At 30.5% G+C, this 19,771-nt stretch carries 11 protein-coding genes; 10 read left to right on the top strand and 1 reads right to left on the bottom strand.

Translation table 11 applies throughout. The features are described from left to right. Positions 1–23 precede the first annotated feature (23 nt). The 6 genes from acs to VJY38_RS00365 all read left to right on the top strand — a co-directional run bounded on the left by acs (position 24) and on the right by VJY38_RS00365 (position 10,303). On the top strand, positions 24–1,919 hold the full coding sequence (gene acs, locus VJY38_RS00390; protein ID WP_353678686.1) for an acetate--CoA ligase: 1,896 nt from the start codon (positions 24–26) through the stop codon (positions 1,917–1,919). 366 nt (positions 1,920–2,285) lie between these two features. Beyond that, complete coding sequence (locus VJY38_RS00385; protein WP_353678685.1) at positions 2,286–4,517, top strand: TonB-dependent receptor; 2,232 nt, start codon at positions 2,286–2,288, stop codon at positions 4,515–4,517. Next, on the top strand, positions 4,517–5,479 hold the full coding sequence (locus VJY38_RS00380; RefSeq protein WP_353678684.1) for a DUF4249 domain-containing protein: 963 nt from the start codon (positions 4,517–4,519) through the stop codon (positions 5,477–5,479). The genes VJY38_RS00385 and VJY38_RS00380 overlap by 1 nt, the downstream gene beginning before the upstream one ends. After that, positions 5,476–6,939, top strand: coding sequence for a two-component regulator propeller domain-containing protein (locus VJY38_RS00375; protein WP_353678683.1), 1,464 nt, complete (start codon positions 5,476–5,478; stop codon positions 6,937–6,939). The genes VJY38_RS00380 and VJY38_RS00375 overlap by 4 nt, the downstream gene beginning before the upstream one ends. Before the next feature lie 89 nt (positions 6,940–7,028). Then, entirely contained in the window at positions 7,029–9,215 is a 2,187-nt protein-coding gene (locus tag VJY38_RS00370; RefSeq protein WP_353678682.1) for an ATP-dependent helicase, read from the top strand. 41 nt (positions 9,216–9,256) lie between these two features. Further along, on the top strand, positions 9,257–10,303 hold the full coding sequence (locus VJY38_RS00365; RefSeq protein ID WP_353678681.1) for a 6-phosphofructokinase: 1,047 nt from the start codon (positions 9,257–9,259) through the stop codon (positions 10,301–10,303). 47 nt (positions 10,304–10,350) lie between these two features. On the opposite strand, the gene VJY38_RS00360 is transcribed toward VJY38_RS00365, so the two are convergent. Then, complete coding sequence (locus VJY38_RS00360; protein ID WP_353678680.1) at positions 10,351–11,898, bottom strand: sodium-dependent transporter; 1,548 nt, start codon at positions 11,896–11,898, stop codon at positions 10,351–10,353. A 365-nt stretch (positions 11,899–12,263) separates the two neighbouring features. Between VJY38_RS00360 and VJY38_RS00355 the strand changes: the two genes are divergently transcribed. From VJY38_RS00355 to VJY38_RS00340, 4 genes are all read left to right on the top strand, one after another. Next, the gene (locus tag VJY38_RS00355) at positions 12,264–14,462 is read left to right on the top strand and encodes a glycoside hydrolase family 78 protein (protein WP_353678679.1); all 2,199 of its coding nucleotides are present in this window, start codon (positions 12,264–12,266) and stop codon (positions 14,460–14,462) included. A 177-nt stretch (positions 14,463–14,639) separates the two neighbouring features. Then, positions 14,640–17,135 carry a glycoside hydrolase family 78 protein gene (locus VJY38_RS00350; RefSeq protein WP_353678678.1) on the top strand — a complete coding sequence of 832 codons (2,496 nt, stop codon included), beginning with the start codon at positions 14,640–14,642 and terminating at the stop codon, positions 17,133–17,135. A 157-nt stretch (positions 17,136–17,292) separates the two neighbouring features. Beyond that, entirely contained in the window at positions 17,293–17,925 is a 633-nt protein-coding gene (locus VJY38_RS00345) for a sterol desaturase family protein (protein WP_353678677.1), read from the top strand. Positions 17,926–18,010: 85 nt separating this feature from the next. Continuing rightward, positions 18,011–19,669, top strand: coding sequence for a glycoside hydrolase family 9 protein (locus VJY38_RS00340; protein ID WP_353678676.1), 1,659 nt, complete (start codon positions 18,011–18,013; stop codon positions 19,667–19,669). Positions 19,670–19,771: the final 102 nt, after the last annotated feature.

Here is a 19,771-nt window from a genome sequence, read left to right as displayed (position 1 = left end):
AGCATTATAAAATTGGAGGATTTATGATTAATAATAAAAAATTTGCCGGGGAAGTTTTTTACCCTGATCAAGAAGTAATAAATAAAGCACATATAAAAAATTGGGAAGAATTAAATGAATTTGCTACTAAAAATTATAAAGAATTCTGGTCTAAAATGGCTGATGAATTGCAATGGTTTAATAAATGGGAAAAAGTAATAGATGATTCTAATAAACCTTTTTATAAATGGTTTACCGGAGCTAAAACAAATATTGTTTATAATTGTCTTGATGTTCATATTAAAACTTACCGCAGAAACAAGCTAGCTTTAATATGGGAAGGAGAAAATGGTGATTTACGAACTTTTTCATATTATGCATTGCATCGTGAAGTATGTAAGTTTTCAAATGTTTTGAAAAGTATGGGTGTACAAAGAGGTGATAGAGTAACAATTTATATGGGAAGAATTCCTGAAATTATTATTGCAATGTTAGCATGTGCAAGAATTGGTGCTATTCATTCCGTTGTTTATGGAGGATTTTCAGTAGAATCTCTTGCAGAAAGAATTGAAGACAGTAATTCTAATGTGCTAATTGTTGCTGATGGAGCTTATCAAAGAGGGAAAATTGTACCATTAAAACAAATTGCAGACGAAGCATTACAAAGATGTGGTACTGTTGAACATGTATTGGTTGTTAAGAGAACTAATCAAGATGTTAATATGGAATACGGAAGAGACATGTGGTATCATGAATTAATGAGTTTACCAATTGCCACTCAGAATTCTACATTAGAAATTATGGATTCAGAGGATCCACTTTTTATATTGTATACATCTGGTACTACAGGAAAACCAAAAGCAATTTTGCACACACATGGTGGTTATATGGTGGGGGTTTATACAACTTTAAAATATGTTTTTGATATACACGAAGAAGATCGATATTGGTGTGCTGCAGATCCAGGATGGATTACCGGTCATAGTTATATAGTCTATGGACCATTATTAAATGGAGCAACATCATTTATGTATGAAGGAGCTCCAAATTATCCATATCCAAATCGCTGGTGGCAAATGATTGAAAAATATGGTATAAATATTTTGTATACTGCTCCAACTGCAATTCGTGGATTAATGAGATTTGGAGAAGCGTGGGTCAAACGTCATGACTTATCTTCTCTTAGATTATTAGGTTCAGTAGGAGAACCAATTAATCCTGAAGCATGGAAATGGTATTATAAAGTAGTAGGTAGAGAAAAATGTCCTATCATGGATACTTGGTGGCAAACAGAAACTGGAATGTTTATGATAACTCCAATGCCATGCGTTCCATTAAAACCTGGATCGGGAACAAGACCATTTCCCGGAATTGAAATGGATGTTGTTGACGAAAATGGAAATTCTGTAAAACCAAATGAAGAAGGCTATCTTGTAATTAAAACTCCATGGCCAGCAATGCTGAGAACAGTTTATAAAGACCCTGAACGTTATGTTCAACAATATTGGAGTAAATTTCCTGGTATGTATTTAACAGGTGATAGTGCACGTAAAGATGAAGATGGATATTACTGGATTATTGGAAGAGTAGATGATGTAATTAAAGTGTCTGGCTATCGATTAGGTACAGCAGAAATTGAAAGTGCACTGGTAAGTCATCCAGCAGTAGCAGAAGCTGCTGCAATTGGTCTACCTCATGAAGTAAAAGGAAATGCAATTTATGCTTATGTAATTCTTCGTAATGGTTATGAAAAATCAACTGCATTAATTGAAGAACTAAGGCAACATGTTAGTCACGAAGTAGGTCCAATTGCAAAACCAGAACATATTGAATTTGTAGATTCTTTACCCAAAACACGAAGCGGAAAAATTATGAGAAGAGTATTAAAAGCAAAAGTACTTGGTCATGACCCGGGAAATATTTCAACTATGGAAGATTAATTATGATTTTTAATAATAATTAATTTCTAAATATACTTTTTAGATTACTCAATCTTTTCTAAAGAGTACTAAGATTCTTTATAATAATTGATTTGATAGAAGTGTGAATTTTTGTACTTAGCTAATCAAGCTTAACTATTTAGGAGTTTCTATTTTTACCAGCTTCTATCAAAAATTAATTTATACTACTATCACATTTTATTTTTTATTGTATACAGGAATGTTTAATTTAATCGAGGGTAATATTTTTTTTCATTACTATTTGAACTGTATAATAATTTTAAAATACATACGTTGATTAAATAGTTTGCTTCACTTGAAATTACAATTGATATAATAAATTTTTCTCATTTTATTATTTATTTTATGAAATATAGAATTATCCTGCTTTGTTATTTATCATTAATTTTTGTTAGTAATGTTAATGGTCAATCATTAGGTACTTTAAGAGGACTTGTAACTGATTCAACAAATTCTGAACCTTTAGCTTTCGGCAATGTTTATATAAAAGAACTTGCAATCGGAACTTCTACTGACTCCAAAGGTTATTTTATTATCCCATCAATTCCTGCAGAAAAAAATTTTACTCTCATAGTATCTTATGTTGGTTATCGAACAAAAGTTATTAATATATTTTTGGTAAAAAATAAAATTACTCATCTTGATATTAAATTAATTCCTGCAAGCGTTGAATTAAAAACAATTGAAAAGATTGGTGAAAGAATAAATAAAGAAAATGAACTTGATATAAGTCTACAAAAATTAATTGCCAGAGATATTGAAACTCTACCTAAAGGTGTTGAGTCAGATTTATTTAGAGCCATTCAATATTTACCTGGAGTTCAATCAACTGGAGATATATCAGCAAGATTTTATGTTAGAGGGAGTGCAGGTAATCAAAATTTAGTATTATTAGATGGAATTACTTTGTATAATCCATTTCATGCTCTTGGAATTTTTGGTGCTATCGATCCTGATATAATAAATAATGTTGAATTTTATAAAGGTGGTTTTAATTCCGAAATTGGTAATCGTCTATCTTCTGTTATAAAAATTATTACAAAAGATGGGAATAAAAATAATTTTTCTGCAAAAGCATCAGCAAGTTATCTTACAGGTAAGTTTATGTTAGAAGGACCAATCCCTGATGGTTCTTTTTATCTCGCTGGAAGAAAGAGTTATTCAACATCCATACTTAAAAAATTCCTTAACAATAAAAATGTCCCTGCAGATTTTTATGATTTTTCTTTTAAGATGAATTATTCCAATCCTGAATTTATTAAAGGAGCTAAATTTTCTATAAATGGATTTTTTAGTGGTGATAAAGTAATTAATGATGATCCCCGCTTTGAAGATTTTAATTGGACAAATAACTTGTTTGGTTTTAAATGGTTTCAAATTAGTGATAGCCCTTTATTTTTTGAGCTTGGTATTTCTGTAAGTAATTTCAAAGGAGAAATAATACCAAAACTTAGCAGTGTTCTTCAAAGCAAAAATGAAATTCAGGATGTAACTCTTCAAATGGATTTTTCTTATGTATTTAATAGCAAAGATGAACTTGATATTGGATTTCATATCAAACAGATTAAAACTAATCTTATGAAAGAAAACATTACTGGCAACGAAAATAATTTTTTTACATCAGGAGCTAATATTATTTTTTATGGCAAATACAAATTGTTAAGATGGAAATTTCTTGGCATTGATATTGGTTCTCGAATTAATCTTGCTTCGTTATCTGGTAATAAAAAATTAAAAGTGTTTGAACCCCGATTTAATTTTACTTTAAAACCATTTTCTTTTATAGCATTTAAAGGTGCAATTGGTTTATATCAACAAGAACTAATTACAATTACAGACGAAAACGAAGTTATAAATTTGTATGAGCCCTGGATAATTTTGCCTTCTTATTTAATTCCACCAAATGCTTTTCATTACATTGGTGGACTTGAAATTTTCATCATGAATAATTTTAGTTTGGATATAGAAGCTTATTATAAACGTATAGAAAATTTACCATTACTTAATGATAAAAAAGTTTTATTCAAAGATCCCGATTTTATATCGGGCACTGGTGAATCTTCTGGTATTGAATTTCTTTTGAAGTATAGTAATGATTTATATAATATTTCTTCTTCATATACATTTGCTTATGCTTATAAAGAAATAAATGGATTAAGATATTATCCCAAGTACGATATTCGTCACGCAGCAAATTTTATATTTGAAATTAAGCTGGGGAAAGACTGGTCTACAAGCATTACATGGTTATATAATTCTGGCTTACCTTTTACTCAAATTCTTGGATACTACGATAAATTATATCTTGATAACATTTTTGTTCCCTGGTATCAATACGATCCAAGAAAACCTTACACAATTCTTGGCATACAAAATTTAGGAAGATTACCTGATTATCATAGACTTGATTTTTCGATATCAAAAAAATTTAGAATCAGATTTTTTAAAGCTACTTTAAATGTGAATTTGATTAATGTTTATAACAGGAAAAATATTTTTTATTTCAGTAGAGATACTGGCGAACGTGTGAATATGTTACCATTTTTACCAACCGCAACAATTAAGGTTGAATTATAATGAAATTAAAAATATTCCTGCTATTAAATTTGATATTGATAATTTCCTGTAACGAAAATTTAGATCCGTTTGGTGATTTTAAAGAAAAGTATGTTCTCAATTGTATAGTAGGAGCAGATACAACTTTTCAAGTTGCTTTACTTTCAAAAAGTTATTCGTCAAATAATTATGATCCTTATTCAGATTCAACTAACCATTCTGTAGATAATTCATTGATAAGACTTTGGAATGGAAATGAGATTGTATCTATTCTTAAAGATACTATAATTGAAAGATCGGAATATGATAATTATAAAAATCCATATAAAGTTTATTACACTAACAATTTTCAACCTTTACCAAATTCTTTTGTTGAAATTGAAGCAATACTACCAGATGGCAAAAAATTAAGATCAAGTTCAGTTGTTCCAGATAAAATTATTTTTAAAAAAGAATTGTGCGATACTATTATTCCAGCAAAGGATAGAGATTATATAAAAATTGTCTGGAATGGTAATCAGCAAGATCAGGTATTTGTTACAAGACTTGGAATTTATTATTTCAAATATGAAAATGGTAAAAAAATTAGAAAGATAGCTTTAGTCCCACAAAGTTATATCTTTTATAATGATGAATATATTCCAGACTATCCAGAACCAACTAATATTTCTGCATTTTCAGTAAACTTAGAAGTTATTAATAAAACAATGGAACTAATTTCAAAAGGTGATCCAGAAAAAGGTAATTATGAAATTCTCAGTTGTATTCTCGAAGTTCTTTCACTCGATGAAAACTTGAGTTACTATTATAATTCTACTGCAAGGGGTCGAGATTTATATTCAGTAAAATTAGACGAAACAGATTATTCAAACATTCAAGGGGGATATGGAGTTTTTGGAATTTACAATAAGAGTAATTATGTGTTAAGATTTACACATGATTATATTCGATCGTTTGGATATAAGCCAGGTTTGAAATTATGAGCAATAGAATTTTAATAAAAATTTTATTTATTGGTTTACTATCATTTATTTCTTGTGAAAGAGAAGTTTATAATAGTGAACCAGAAGAATTGCCTGTAAAAAATGTTAGTATATATATAGACAGTAAACCTGCTGGTGCTTTGATATATGTTAATAATAAGAATACTGGTCTTAAAACACCTGCAAAATTAAATTGGCTCGAAGAAGGCGAAAATAAATTTACTTTAAAACTCGACCTGTTCAAAGATACAACTTTATATATTTTTCTTAAGTCTGACGAAGTAGATTCTGTACTGGTTAATTACTATTTAAATCCAGGACATTACGGGAAAGTCTATTGTACATCATTTCCTTCAGGTGCTGATATTTATCTAAACGATAGTTTATTAAACTTAAAAACTCCTGCTACTGTATATAATTTGTTCCCTGGATTATATAAAATAAAATACACAAAAAGATTACACAGAGCTGATAGCAACAATATTCTTATTAAAGGAAGTATCCTATCATTTTTTCACTTATCACTTGAAGATACAAGTGTTTGGGTAAGTTATCGAACAAATAACTCAGGTATCAATTCAAATCTTTTAGCTGATATAGTTGTCGATAGTAATAATATTAAATGGATTGGAACAAGAGATAAAGGTTTATGTAAGTTCGATGGGAAAAATTGGTCATATTTTAATAATGAAAATTCACCTTTATTGAATAATAATATCAATGATTTAGCCATTGATAGGTTTAATAGATTATGGATAGCAACTGCAACAGGATTGCAGGTTTATAATGGTATTAATTGGATAGATTATACTTCGTATCTTCCAGATAATTATGTAACATCTATTGCTTTTGATAAAAATGGGAATACATGGATTGGCACTCAAAATGGACTTGTGAAGTATAATGGTAGTAATTGGGTAATATATAATACCAAAAATGGAGTACCAGGAAATTTTATTACTGCTATTGCAATAGATGAAGATAATAAAATATGGATTGGAACAAGTACGAATGGAATTGGTATATTTAATGGTATCAGCTGGACACATTATAATATGAATAATATGGGATTACCGATTAATGTGGGTAACATAATTAAAGAAATTAAATGTGATAGAAGGGGAAATGTTTATGTAGCTCATGCACCAAGTAAGAATAATGGGTATACAGGTGGTTTTACTAAATTTAATGGAAGTTTCTGGGAAGTTCTTACTCTAAATGTAATATCGTCGCATTTGATTGAAACAATTTATGTTGATAAAAATGACATGATCTGGGTTGGTACTAAAGATGGACTTACAAAATTTTATGATAATCCTGGGAACGCAATATTTTATAACACGTATAATTCACAAATCCCAGGTAAAGAAGTTTCAGGAATTGTGATAGACAAAAATGATGACTTATGGGTGACTACTTTCGGTGGTGGTTTAGGCAAATTAAAAAAAGGAAATTTTTAAATTTCTTAGCTAACAAATCTTTTTTACTTCAATTAATTGATAATACCTGATGTTTTATTTAAATTTACTAACTAAAAATTACATTTCTTATGAAATTTCTAAATGATTTAAATGAAGAACAGCGTAAGGCTGTAGAATATAATGCAGGTCCACATATGGTAGTAGCGGGGGCTGGCTCAGGTAAAACCCGTGTTCTAACCTATAAAATTGCTTATCTAATAGAAAAAGGAATGGAACCTGAGTCAATTTTAGCTCTTACGTTTACTAATAAAGCCGCCCGCGAAATGAAAGAGCGTATCAAAGCCTTGATTGGTAAAAAGGCAGAACAACTGTGGATGGGGACTTTTCATTCTATTTTAGCTAAAATTTTAAGAGCTGAATCTAAATATTTGAATTATAAACCTAACTATTCGATATATGATAGAGAAGATTCTGTTTCTCTTGTTTCAAACGTAATGCAGAATCTAAATATCAACCTTGAAAGCTTAACTCCAAATGGCGTGCAACATCGAATTAGTCATCTTAAAAATCAGTTGATTTTACCTGAAGATTTTGAAAAGATAATGACTAATTCTTTAACCGATAGAAAATTCCTGGAAATTTATAAAGAATACAATAAACGACTTTTTGAAAATAACGCAATGGATTTTGATGATTTACTGATCAAACCTATTGAGTTATTTAGAAAAGAACCAAAAGTTCTTCAGAAATACAAAAAAATGTTTAAATATATTCTGGTTGATGAATATCAGGATACCAATAAAGCTCAATATGAATTATTGAAATTATTAAGTCCACCTAAAGACAGAATTTGTGTGGTTGGAGATGATGCACAAAGTATTTATAGCTGGCGTGGTGCAGATATTAAAAATATGCTCAACTTTAAAAAAGATTTCAAGGATGCTAAAATATTCCGACTTGAACAAAATTATCGCTCCACAAAAATTATTCTTGCAGCTGCAGATTCAATTATAAAGAATAATACTGAACAGATTGCAAAAACTCTGTGGACAGAAAATGATAACGGTGAAGAAATTACTTTAATACGAGCAACAGACGAAAAAGATGAAGCATTCCAAATTGCAAAAAGAATTAAAAAAGAAGTTTCAACAAGAAAAATATCATTAAGTGATATTGCTATTTTTTACAGATTAAATTCACAATCACGTGTTTTTGAAGATATTTTCAGAAGAGAAGGTATACCATATAAAATTGTTGGTGGAATTGAATTCTACAGAAGGAAAGAAATTAAAGATATTATTGCTTATCTAAGAGTCTTATCTAATCCTAATGACGAAGAGAGTTTATTGCGAATAATGAATTTCCCGCAGAGAGGAATTGGTAATACTTCGATTACGAAGATGATAGCTTTTGCACGTAAACTAAACATATCATTATTTACAACAATGGCTCGTGTTTTTGAAGTTATTGAGGTTAAAGAAAGAATTCAGAAAAATGTAAAACAATTCAAATTATTTCTGGATAAATATATTGACTTAAAAAATAAACTTTCTCTTGGAGAATTAACATCTGCTTTAATAGACGAATTAGGCATCTTAAAAATTTATAAAGAAGAAAATACTCCTGAGTCGCTTGCTCATTATGAAAATGTTCAAGAATTAATATCTGCAATTCATGATTATTGTAGAGAACATCCCAACGCAACTTTAGACGATTTCCTTGCAGAAGTATCGCTTGTAACAAGTGTAGATCAATATGATGAAAAATCTAATGCAGTAACTTTGATGACAGTTCATAGTGCAAAAGGACTGGAATTCCCGATTGTCTTTATAACTGGTCTCGAAGAAGATATATTCCCGCTTAATCCAAAATTCGATTCCGATTCAAAATTAGAAGAAGAAAGAAGATTATTCTATGTTGCTCTAACTCGAGCTAAACAAAAAGTATTTTTAACTTATGCACGATCTCGTTATCGTTTTGGAGAAGTTGCTTATCAAAGTCGTTCAAGATTTATTGATGAATTAGATAAATCTACATACACTGAACTTTATGGTCCTGGTAGTAGAAGAGCAGGAAGAAGAAAAGCAGGAGCAAATGTTGAATACGATGAATATTATCAGGGAAGTTATGACGATTATTACGAACAGGAAAGAAGATCTTTGAGAGTCGGAAGTAGAGTTTCTCATGCTGTATTTGGTATTGGAAAAATATTAGCTATAAATGGAACTGGTGATATGCAGAAAGTTACTATTGCATTTGAAGAACATGGTACAAAACAATTACTTACTAAATTTGCAAATCTGAAATTAATCTAAAATTTTAAATTACTTTCAATTCATAATTAGTGGAGTAAAAAATGAAAATAGGAATTCTTACTGGCGGGGGTGATTGCCCGGGACTTAATGCTGTAATTAGAGCTGTTGTAAGAAAATCAATTCAGAATGGTCACGAAACAATTGGAATTAGAGAAGGTTGGCGTGGTATTCTCCAGAATAATTTTATGCCACTGGATCTCGATGCTATATCGGGAATTTTACCACGTGGTGGAACAATTTTAGGAACATCAAGAACAAATGTTTACAAAGAAAAAGATGGCGAAGCAAGAGTAATTAACAATATGAAACAAGCTGGTATTGATTGCTTGGTTGCAATTGGTGGCGAAGATACTCTTGGTGTTGCATCAAAACTTTTTAAAGCAGGTGTTAAAGTAGTTGGCGTTCCTAAAACTATTGATAACGATCTTAATGCTACAGATTATACCTTTGGTTTTGATACAGCAGTTAATATAGCTACAGAAGCAATTGATAGATTGCATACAACAGCAGAATCACATAACCGTGTAATGGTTGTTGAAGTAATGGGTCGTCATGCAGGCTGGATTGCAGTTCATGCTGGCATTGCTGGTGGAGCAGATGTAATTTTAATTCCAGAAAAACCATTTGATTTAAACGAAGTTTGTGAGATTATTACAAAAAGACATCAAAGAGGAAAAACATTTAGCATTGTAGTAATTGCTGAAGGCGCAAAAATTAAAACTGAAGAAACTGTTGATAAAGATGGTTCTTTAATTTTAAGTGATGTAGAAGTAGATGCATTCGGTCATGTTAAATTAGGTGGCATTGGTAATGTAATTGCAAAAGAAATTGAAAAACGAACTGGTTTTGAAACAAGAGCAACTGTTTTAGGTTACATTCAAAGAGGTGGTAGCCCAACTGCATTTGATAGAGTATTGGGAACAAGACTCGGAGTATTTGCTGCTGAATTGGTTCATAAAGGTCAATGGGGATACATGGCTGCTTTAAGAGGTAAAGATATTGTTGCAGTAAAATTAGAAGAAGCAGTTGGTGAATTAAAAACTGTTGATATGGAACTCTATAAAGTTGCCGAAACATTTTTTGGTTGATACAAAAATTCAGGGTTGCCAATTTTTTGGCAACCCTTCTAATTATTTTATTTCCTTTCTTTAGACCACGCTGTTTTAACCATCCAGCATAATATGCTAAATAATAATATCATAAAAATTCTTGCACCCCAGATGTATATATGATTTGATGGGTCAACATTTTTTAATAATAAAATTGGTATTGCATCATTAATAAACCACCATAACATAATAATAAGTAATAATGTTGGAGTAATATATTTCATTACATAAAAGAATAATTTTGGAATTTGAATATCACCACCTTCATTCATTTCTTTCCATGCTTTTTCTGCACCAAATACCCACATGAATAAAATTGATTCGGCTAAAGCAAACACTACCAGACCAAAAGTACCAGCCCAGTAATCTAATTCATTAAGATATCCAAATTGAAGAAAGAAAACTACAAATTGAATTGAGATAAATACTCCCACACCTAAAGTTGTAACTGCTTTTTTTCTATCCATTCCAAATTCATCTTCAAGGAAAGCTATAATGGGTTGACCCATTGCTACAGAAGAAGTAATACCAGCAAAGAATAATAAAATAAACCATAAGAAACCAAATATTTCACCAAATGGAATTCGTTCGAATACAAGAGGCATTGATGCAAACCCTAAATCGAAAGCTCCACCTTTAGCCATATCCATTGTTGTTGGAATACCAAAAAATGCAACAGCAATTGGAATTGCAATTGAACCACCGAGTATTACTTCTGCAAATTCATTTGTGGCAGATGTTGCTAAACCAGAAAGAACTATATCATCTTTAGGTTTAAGATAGCTTGCATAAGCTTGAATTGTTCCCATACCGAGTGATAGGGTAAAAAATATTTGACCTGCAGCAGCTAACCAGATTTTTGGATCACCTAATTTTGTAAAGTCTGGATTCCATATAAAACCAAATCCATTGCTAACAGAATTTTCTGGATGAGAGGGATCTGGAGTTCCAAGTGTTATAACTCTTATTGCAATTATTACTGCAAATAGAAAAAGAGCTGGCATAGCAATTTTTGCTAATTTTTCTATTCCTTTTGAAATCCCTTTATATAAAACCCATAGGTTTAATGAAAAAGTAATTAGCATAAAGAAATAAGCAGTCGCTACACTGGTGAAATATTGGTTTGATAATCTACCTTGATATGCATAAAGAAATGATTTCATTTCAGCAAAGTTTTCGAGGCCAAAATAACTTTTTGTAATAGAAAAGAAACTATAGCCAAGCGTCCAGGATTCAATATATGTATAATAAATTAAAATAACAGTTGATTGAAATAATCCTAATGCACCAATGTATTTTGCAATTTTATTTTTCCATAAAACATCGAACATGCCTGGGGCACTACCATGTTTGAATTTACCACCATATCTTCCAATTCCCCATTCCATCCACATTAAAGGAATTCCTAATAATAAAAAAGAAACAAAATAAGGAATCATAAAAGCACCACCACCATTTTGTGCTGCCTGAACTGGAAATCTTAAGAAGTTTCCTAAACCAATAGCATTACCGGCAACTGCTAATATTAATCCAATGCGACTGCCCCATTGTTCTCTTGGTTTTTCATTATTCATTTGCTTATCCTGAAAATTAGAGTAAAATTTTTTGCAATTTAAAAATTGCCTGTAATTTTTGCTAATAAAAAATGATTGGTTTATAAAAATAGGGTATTAATTTATTTTTTCTTGGATAAGATTTTGAACTTTTATTTTTTGATATATGTTAAGGCAACATATTTATTATGATACTATGATATAAATATATCATACTATTCTTATTAGCTATTGACAAAGTAAAAAATATAAGTTAACTTTAAGATGTCCCAGCCATAATTAATAACTTTTAGAAAGATTTTATATTTGATAAAAACAATCACACACAAAATAAAACTCCAGCCATAGAAATTATCAATTAATAAATTACCCGGAAGGAGGGTGCAATGAGAAAATTAATATTACTTTATTTATTATTAACCATAGTGATTTATGCTCAACCATCTGGTCCAAATCCTGCTAATGGTGCAGTTGGCGTAGGTGTTATCCATAATTTTTCATGGACATGGGGCTCAACTGCAAATAGAATTCGTTTTGATACAGATGCTGGAATGGGCTCGGCAACAGTATATACAATTTCAGCTAATTCATTTACAAATACTACCCCATTAACAAATGCTGTAACATATTACTGGCAGGTTAGTGCTGATGGAGGCACAACATGGGAACCATCAACTCCAACTCCATGGAGCTTTACAACAATATCTCCAGCAGTACCATATCTTCAAACACCATCAAATAATTCAGTAACCGGAGCTCCACAGATTACATTTTCCTGGTTTACAGGATTTAGCGGTTTACAATACACCTTAGAAGTATCAACAACATCTGACATGCTAAATCTTGTTCCTGCAGCAACTACCACGACTACAGATGCATATGTTACATTAAATACATCAATATTTAATACTGGAACAGATTATTGGTGGAGAGTAACTTCTAAAACATCTAGTGGTGTAATTATTAATTATTCTCAAGTCTGGAAATTTTCAATTGCAGGATTACCTAAACCAGTAGCTTCTTATCCTATAAGTGGTTTGAGTATTTATAATAATCCACCAAATTTATATTGGTATTTACTTTCTTACAATTCGAAAGTAACTAGTTTTAGAGTTAAGTATAGTACAACATCAGGAAGTTATACAGTTTCCTTAGGAACTACAAATGCAACCGAAGGATATTTTGATACTGGTACACCAAATTGGTTTACTACAATACCAGTGGCTCTAACACCTGGACAAACATATTACTGGAAAGTTGCATCAAGTGATGGAACAAGTGAATCCACGTACTCAGATGAAGAAAGTTTTGTTGTATATGGTAGTTTAACATTCTTAATTTGTTATCCGAGTTATCCAATACTGGGAGCTGTAGTTGATGCACAACCAACTTTTTACTGGTATACAAATGTTTATTCTCCTGTTTTATATTTCAGGTTAGAGATTGATGATGATCCGGGTTTTGGTTCTGTAAATTTAACTGTAAATAATATACCAGGTACTTCATATACAATTACTTCTTCTGATCTTTCTACCTGGAATCCAACATTAGGTGGAACGTATTACTGGCGTGTTAGCGGTGGTTTTTCTATGAGTACATTTGGAACACCTTCTACTCCTGCAAGTTTTGTTTATCCAACCAGTATAAGTACTGCAGCAAGTGTACCAGTGCCAACTTTAACAAGTCCTGTATTAGGTCAGGTAATTTATGTCACAAATCCAACATTATCATGGATAGATTATCATACAAATCCTTTACAATTTCAGGTAATTTATTCAACAAATCCTTCTACAACAGCAGGTGTTCTTGATAATCCTATTGTATCTATTGCATCTACACCATGGGTTAATTCAACATCATATGTATTAACAGGGTTAACACCAGGTGCTACATATTACTGGCAGGTAAGAGCAAAAGATGTAATAACTACTAATACATCTGCCTGGTCTTCTTTAGGATTCTTTACAGTTTCACCTGGTGCATCAAGTGTAGTCCCAATTGCAGGAAGTCCAATTAATGGATATCCAATTAATTCTACATTAGCAAGAGTATCATGGGTAATACCGGCACCAAGTTCAAGCAAATTAACTTATGATTTTGAATATGCTGATAATAAAGAATTCAATAATTCAGTTAAGATTACTGGGTTAACTACCAATAGTGTAGTTCTTGAAGGATTGGAGAAAAATAAATCTTACTACTGGAAAGTTGCATCAAGAACAGATAAAGGAGAAGTTTCTGACTATTCAGCTCCTGCTGTATTCAGTACAGGAAATGTTGTAGGTGTTAAAGAAACTTCTATACCTGCTGAATTTACATTATATCAGAATTATCCTAATCCATTTAATCCAGCAACAGTAATAAAATATTCACTTCCAAAAAATTCTTATGTGAATCTAAAAATTTATGATATGCTTGGTAGAGAAATAAAAACCCTGATTAGCAAAGAACATCAAGCAGGAACATATTCTGTAGAATGGAATGGAGATGATAATTTTGGGAATAAGGTTTCAAGTGGAATCTATTTATATAAAATTATGGCAGATAATTTTGTAGCAACAAAGAAAATGTTGTTAATTAAATAAGGCAGAATAGAGAGCGGAGGTAAATATGAAAAAATTAACAGCATCTTTAATGATTTTATTTTTCCTGGCAGTAATTGGTTTAGCTCTCTATGCCTGCCATGTAACTTATTTTTCTTAAAGAAATGATTATAAAGGGTCATTGAAAAAATGACCCTTTTAATAAACTGAGGGGGCATAATGAGAAATATTTTATTAATCATATTTATTTTTAGTTTTATAACAGATGTATTACCCGAAACACCAGCAAATTCTTCTACAAATGTTTCAGTTACACCAAATTTTACATTTAATCCGGTTGCAGTTCCACCCACTACCCACTTACAGGTTTCAACAACAAATTCTTTTAATCCTGGAGATTTAGTTTTAGATGTGAACCTTTCTAATGGTACATCAAACTATACTTTTAATGCTGCTGATTTAATAGAATTATTATCAGGGAAATCAAATCTAAATTATAATACAACTTATTACTGGAGAATTTATGATACTGATGGTCCAAACGTAGTTGAACCATCAGGTGCACCTTTTTATTATTCTTTTACAACAATAGCTCGACCTACTTTAAATAGTCCTGCAAATTATTCATCGGGTATATCAATTACACCAACTTTTACATGGAGCTGGTCTGGGACTGGTTCTCCTTCTTATCAAATTGAAATTGCTAAAGATCAATCATTTACAGATGTAGTATATGGTCCTGTTGCAGTAACTTCACCACATACTTTAATTGATGCCGATGCTCTTGAAAATGGAACTATTTATTACTGGAGAATTACTGTAACTGTAGGTTCCGTTTCATCAAGTAGTACAGCAAGATTTAGTACGATTTCACAGGGAAAAGCTTTATTACAAAATCCTGTTAATGGTACAACTATATCAGGCAATGTTATTGGATTTCAATGGCAAGCTCCATATCAAGGACTAAAATATTCAATTGAACTTGATGACGATCCAAACTTTACAAGTCAAGTATCTGGATTTCCAACAACGCCAAGCACACTTACAAATTATAATTTTCAATTTACTATTTCTTCTCTACCAGCAGGTACTTATTACTGGAGAATAAAATCATACACTAATGATGGAACACTTGTAAGCATATCTTCGAGCTGGTCTTTTATAATTCCAGGTCCTCCAACAGCAATACCTCTTTATCCAACCAATGGAACTATTATTTATACTGTTTATCCTACAATTTACTGGACTTTAAATAATAATTTTAATAATGCACCAAATTATTGTAGAATTAGATGGGGTACTACTTCAGGAGGTCCTTATCCAAACACAAGTGTTGTGACATTAAATAACAATATTGTATTATCGGGATTTAATTTAGCTACAACATATTATTATGTAATAGATGTTTCACAGAATCAATCTTTTACGACTTATACTACAAGTAGTGAGGAAAGTTTTGCAATTTATTATGCATCATTAGCAACTGTTCCGATTTATCAAACTTATCCAACAACAGGTACAGTAGTTTATACATTAACTCCAACTTTATACTGGTTTTTACCAATCCATTTAATTGGTGTAACCTTTGATTTGCAGGTAGATAATAGTGGATCAACATTTCCATCACCTGAGATTAATGTAGTTGGTATAAGTGGATATGAATATACAACAAGTCCATTAACTGCTGGAACATCTTATTGGTGGCGTGTAAGGATTAATGGTGGAGGTACATGGTATACACAATCATTTGATGTTGATGCAAGTGCAGTTATTACTTCTTCTGATTATCCTGTAATTCCAACACCAACTTATCCAACAGCATCAACTGTTATATATACACAAAGTCCAACATTACAATGGATTGCAAGTTCGATGAGTGTTCTGGAATATCAGGTTATCTGGTCGTCTGATCCTACATTAAGCTCTGGAGTTCTGGTTAATACTTCTCCACCATTAGGTGGTCAGTCTGGATGGCTTGTAACTAATCAGTATTCATTATCTGGTTTAACACCTGGAAACACTTACTACTGGCAGGTACGTTCAAGATTAGCATCAAATCCATCGAGTATGTCGAACTTTTCTTCAGTTGCTCAGTTTACAGTTTCTCCTGGTGCAATGCCTGTAGTTGTATTACCTGCTAATCCAATTATTGGTTCTACATTAAATACAACTTCAGTTTGTTTATCTTGGATTGTTCCTGCACAAAGTACTTCTCCATTAAAATATGATCTTGAAATAGCTGACAATAATAATTTTGAAAATTCCATAGTGATAAGGAATATTCATTCTACCAGTTATGTAATTGATGGATTAAAATCAAATTCAAAATATTACTGGAGAGTTCAATCCAAAAATGCTGATGGTGAGAAATCTAATTATTCTTATTCAAGTGAATTTGTTACAGGAAATATTACAGATGTACAAAATGAAAAGATTGTGGATTATTCATTAAAGCAAAATTATCCAAATCCATTTAATCCAAGTACAATTATTGAATATACAATTCCTGAGAAGTCGTTTGTTAGCTTGAAAATTTATGATATTCTTGGTAGAGAAATAAAAACACTGGTAAGCAGTGAAAAATTGTCTGGTATTCATAGAATTCAATGGAATGGAGATGATAATACTGGCAATAAAGTTTCTACAGGAATTTATATTTATAAATTAGTAGCAGGAAAATATTCTTCTACTAAAAAGATGATGCTGATGAAGTAAAAGATTCAATATAGTTGCAGAAGATTATTATTCAATACTGATTTTTACTTGCTTTATGAAGGGTCACAATTTAGTGACCCTTTTCTTTTATGAATTAACTTTAGTTGAATTTTTTACTTATAGAGTTTGTTTATAGTGTAAAGTTTCTGGAGGGTATATGGCAAAGAATTTTGTTACAAATGAAGATGTAACTGTAAGATTATTCGAAAATAATTTCCTTGAAATGTTTACAAGAGTTCATTGGTCTGTACCTTTGTGGATTTATTTGCCAGTTATTTTTTATTTAATTTATAATGCATTTTTAGTCTACCATATTAGTGTTTTGAAATTTATTTTCCTGTTCATTTCTGGTATTATAATCTGGACAATTACAGAATATACATTGCATAGATTTGTTTTTCATTATGAACCTAAAAGTAAGACTGGTAAACGAATTCATTTTTTAGTTCATGGAGTTCACCATGCATATCCAAAAGATTCTAAAAGATTGGTTATGCCGCCAGCTGTAAGTATACCACTTGCAATATTATTTTTTATTCTATATAAATCGATATTTGGAGAAGTAAACATTTTACCATTTTATAGTGGTTTTTTAGTTGGGTATTTAATATATGATATGACTCATTATGCTGTTCATCATTTTAATATTCATAATAAATTCTGGTTAGCTATAAAAAAGCATCATATGAAACATCACTATCAAGATTCATTAAAAGGATTTGGTGTTAGTCAACCTTTGTGGGATTATGTTTTTGATACAGATTTCAAATACGAAAAAATTACCAAGTAATTATATATCCCAGATATTTTCACATTAATTCATGCTCTTCTCATTTAAAAAAAGTATTTTAAAGAAGACAATTATAAAATTATAAATGTATCTAAAACAATTAATTATCCTGATTATTTTTTTACTGGAATTTATTCCTGATTGCTCACAAAATATTAATGCGGAATCTGATTTTTATATAAGATTAAATCAGGTTGGCTTCTTGCCTGATGATATAAAAACTGCATTAGTCATATCAAAAGTTAAGCTTAATTCTATTGATGCTTTAATAAAAAATGTAAAAACAAATAAAATTGTTTTTCAAACTGCACTTAAATCATTATCAAATGGATATGGTAATTTTCAATATAATTATTTGATTGATTTTACTGATTTGAAACAAGAAGGAGAGTATGAAATTTTAGTAAACAAGGTGAAGTCTTACACATTTAAGATTGGTAAGGATATTTATAAAGATGTCACTCTTTCTTTACTTGAGTTCTTCAAGGTTCAAAGATGTGGTTATACAAATCCTCTTTTACATGATGTTTGTCATATAGCTGATGCTACAAGTATAATTGATGGTAAGAATGTAATAAATAAAAACATAGATGTAACTGGTGGCTGGCACGATGCAGGGGATTATATTAAATTTTTAAATACTACTGCATTTGCAACATACATGCTTTTGTTTTCTTACGAATTTAATCCAGAAAAATTCAGTTTTGATAATAACAGAAATAATTTACCTGATATTTTAGAAGAAGCAAAAGTAGGTTTAGATTGGTTATTAAGATGTAATTATGAAGGTAAAAAATTTGTTACTCAGGTTCAGGATTTAAAAGATCACGAATCTGAATGGAGATTACCAGAAAATGATAAATATGGTTTTGATCGTCCTGCAACTTTAGGAATTGGTAAAAATTTAATAGGTATTTATAGTGCTACACTTGCATTAGCTTCGAGAATATGGCGTGATAAATTTCAGTATTATGAGTTTGCAGATAAATGCTTAAATACTGCCAGACATTTTTATTCAATTAGAAACAATGTGCCGGATGTTGATAGTAGTGGAAGTGGTATGTATCTCGATAAAGAATTCAAAGGTAAACTGGCACTTGCTGCTATAGAATTATTTATTACAACTAAGAATAAAAAATATTATGAAGATGCAATTTCTTATATAGATTCTGCTTCAAATAATTTCTGGTGGAGCTGGGGAGATATAAATCCAATTGTACATTATAAACTATCGATTTATGATAAACGTTATTCGGAATTGCTTAAAAATAATCTTGAAGAATTTAATAGATATAAAAATTCTAATACTTTTGGTTTGGGTACTGTATTAAATTGGGGTAGTAATAATACTTTGCTTGGTATTACTCTTCAAAATATATTATGGAAGAAATTAACAGGTGATTCATATTATGATACACTGGCTTGCTTACAGAAAGATTTTATTCTTGGTAGAAATCCATGGGGTATAAGTTTTATATATGGATTCGGGAAAAATTATTCTCAAAATTTTCACCATCAAATTTCATATTTTAAAAAGAAATTGCCAGGAGGTTTTGCTGCTGGACCTGTACCTCGAAAGTTATTAAATGATTTTAAAATTCAATTTGAAAATGAAGATAAGTATTCGCAATTTCAAACTAATGAAATTTATTATCGTGATGATAGATGGGATTATATAACAAACGAGCCAACTATTTCTGCAAATGCCACAGCAATTTTTGTTTTTGGTAACTTAATGAATTAGAATTTATGTACTAAAATGAATCAAGGTTATCATTTTTAGATATATTTTTTGTCAGGGTTGTTTATTATTGAATGAAAACGAATTATTTTTTGGCATATAAAT

This window comes from Rosettibacter firmus (assembly GCF_036860695.1).
Classification (GTDB): domain Bacteria; phylum Bacteroidota; class Ignavibacteria; order Ignavibacteriales; family Melioribacteraceae; genus Rosettibacter; species Rosettibacter firmus.
This window is presented reverse-complemented; position numbering and strand designations above follow the sequence as displayed.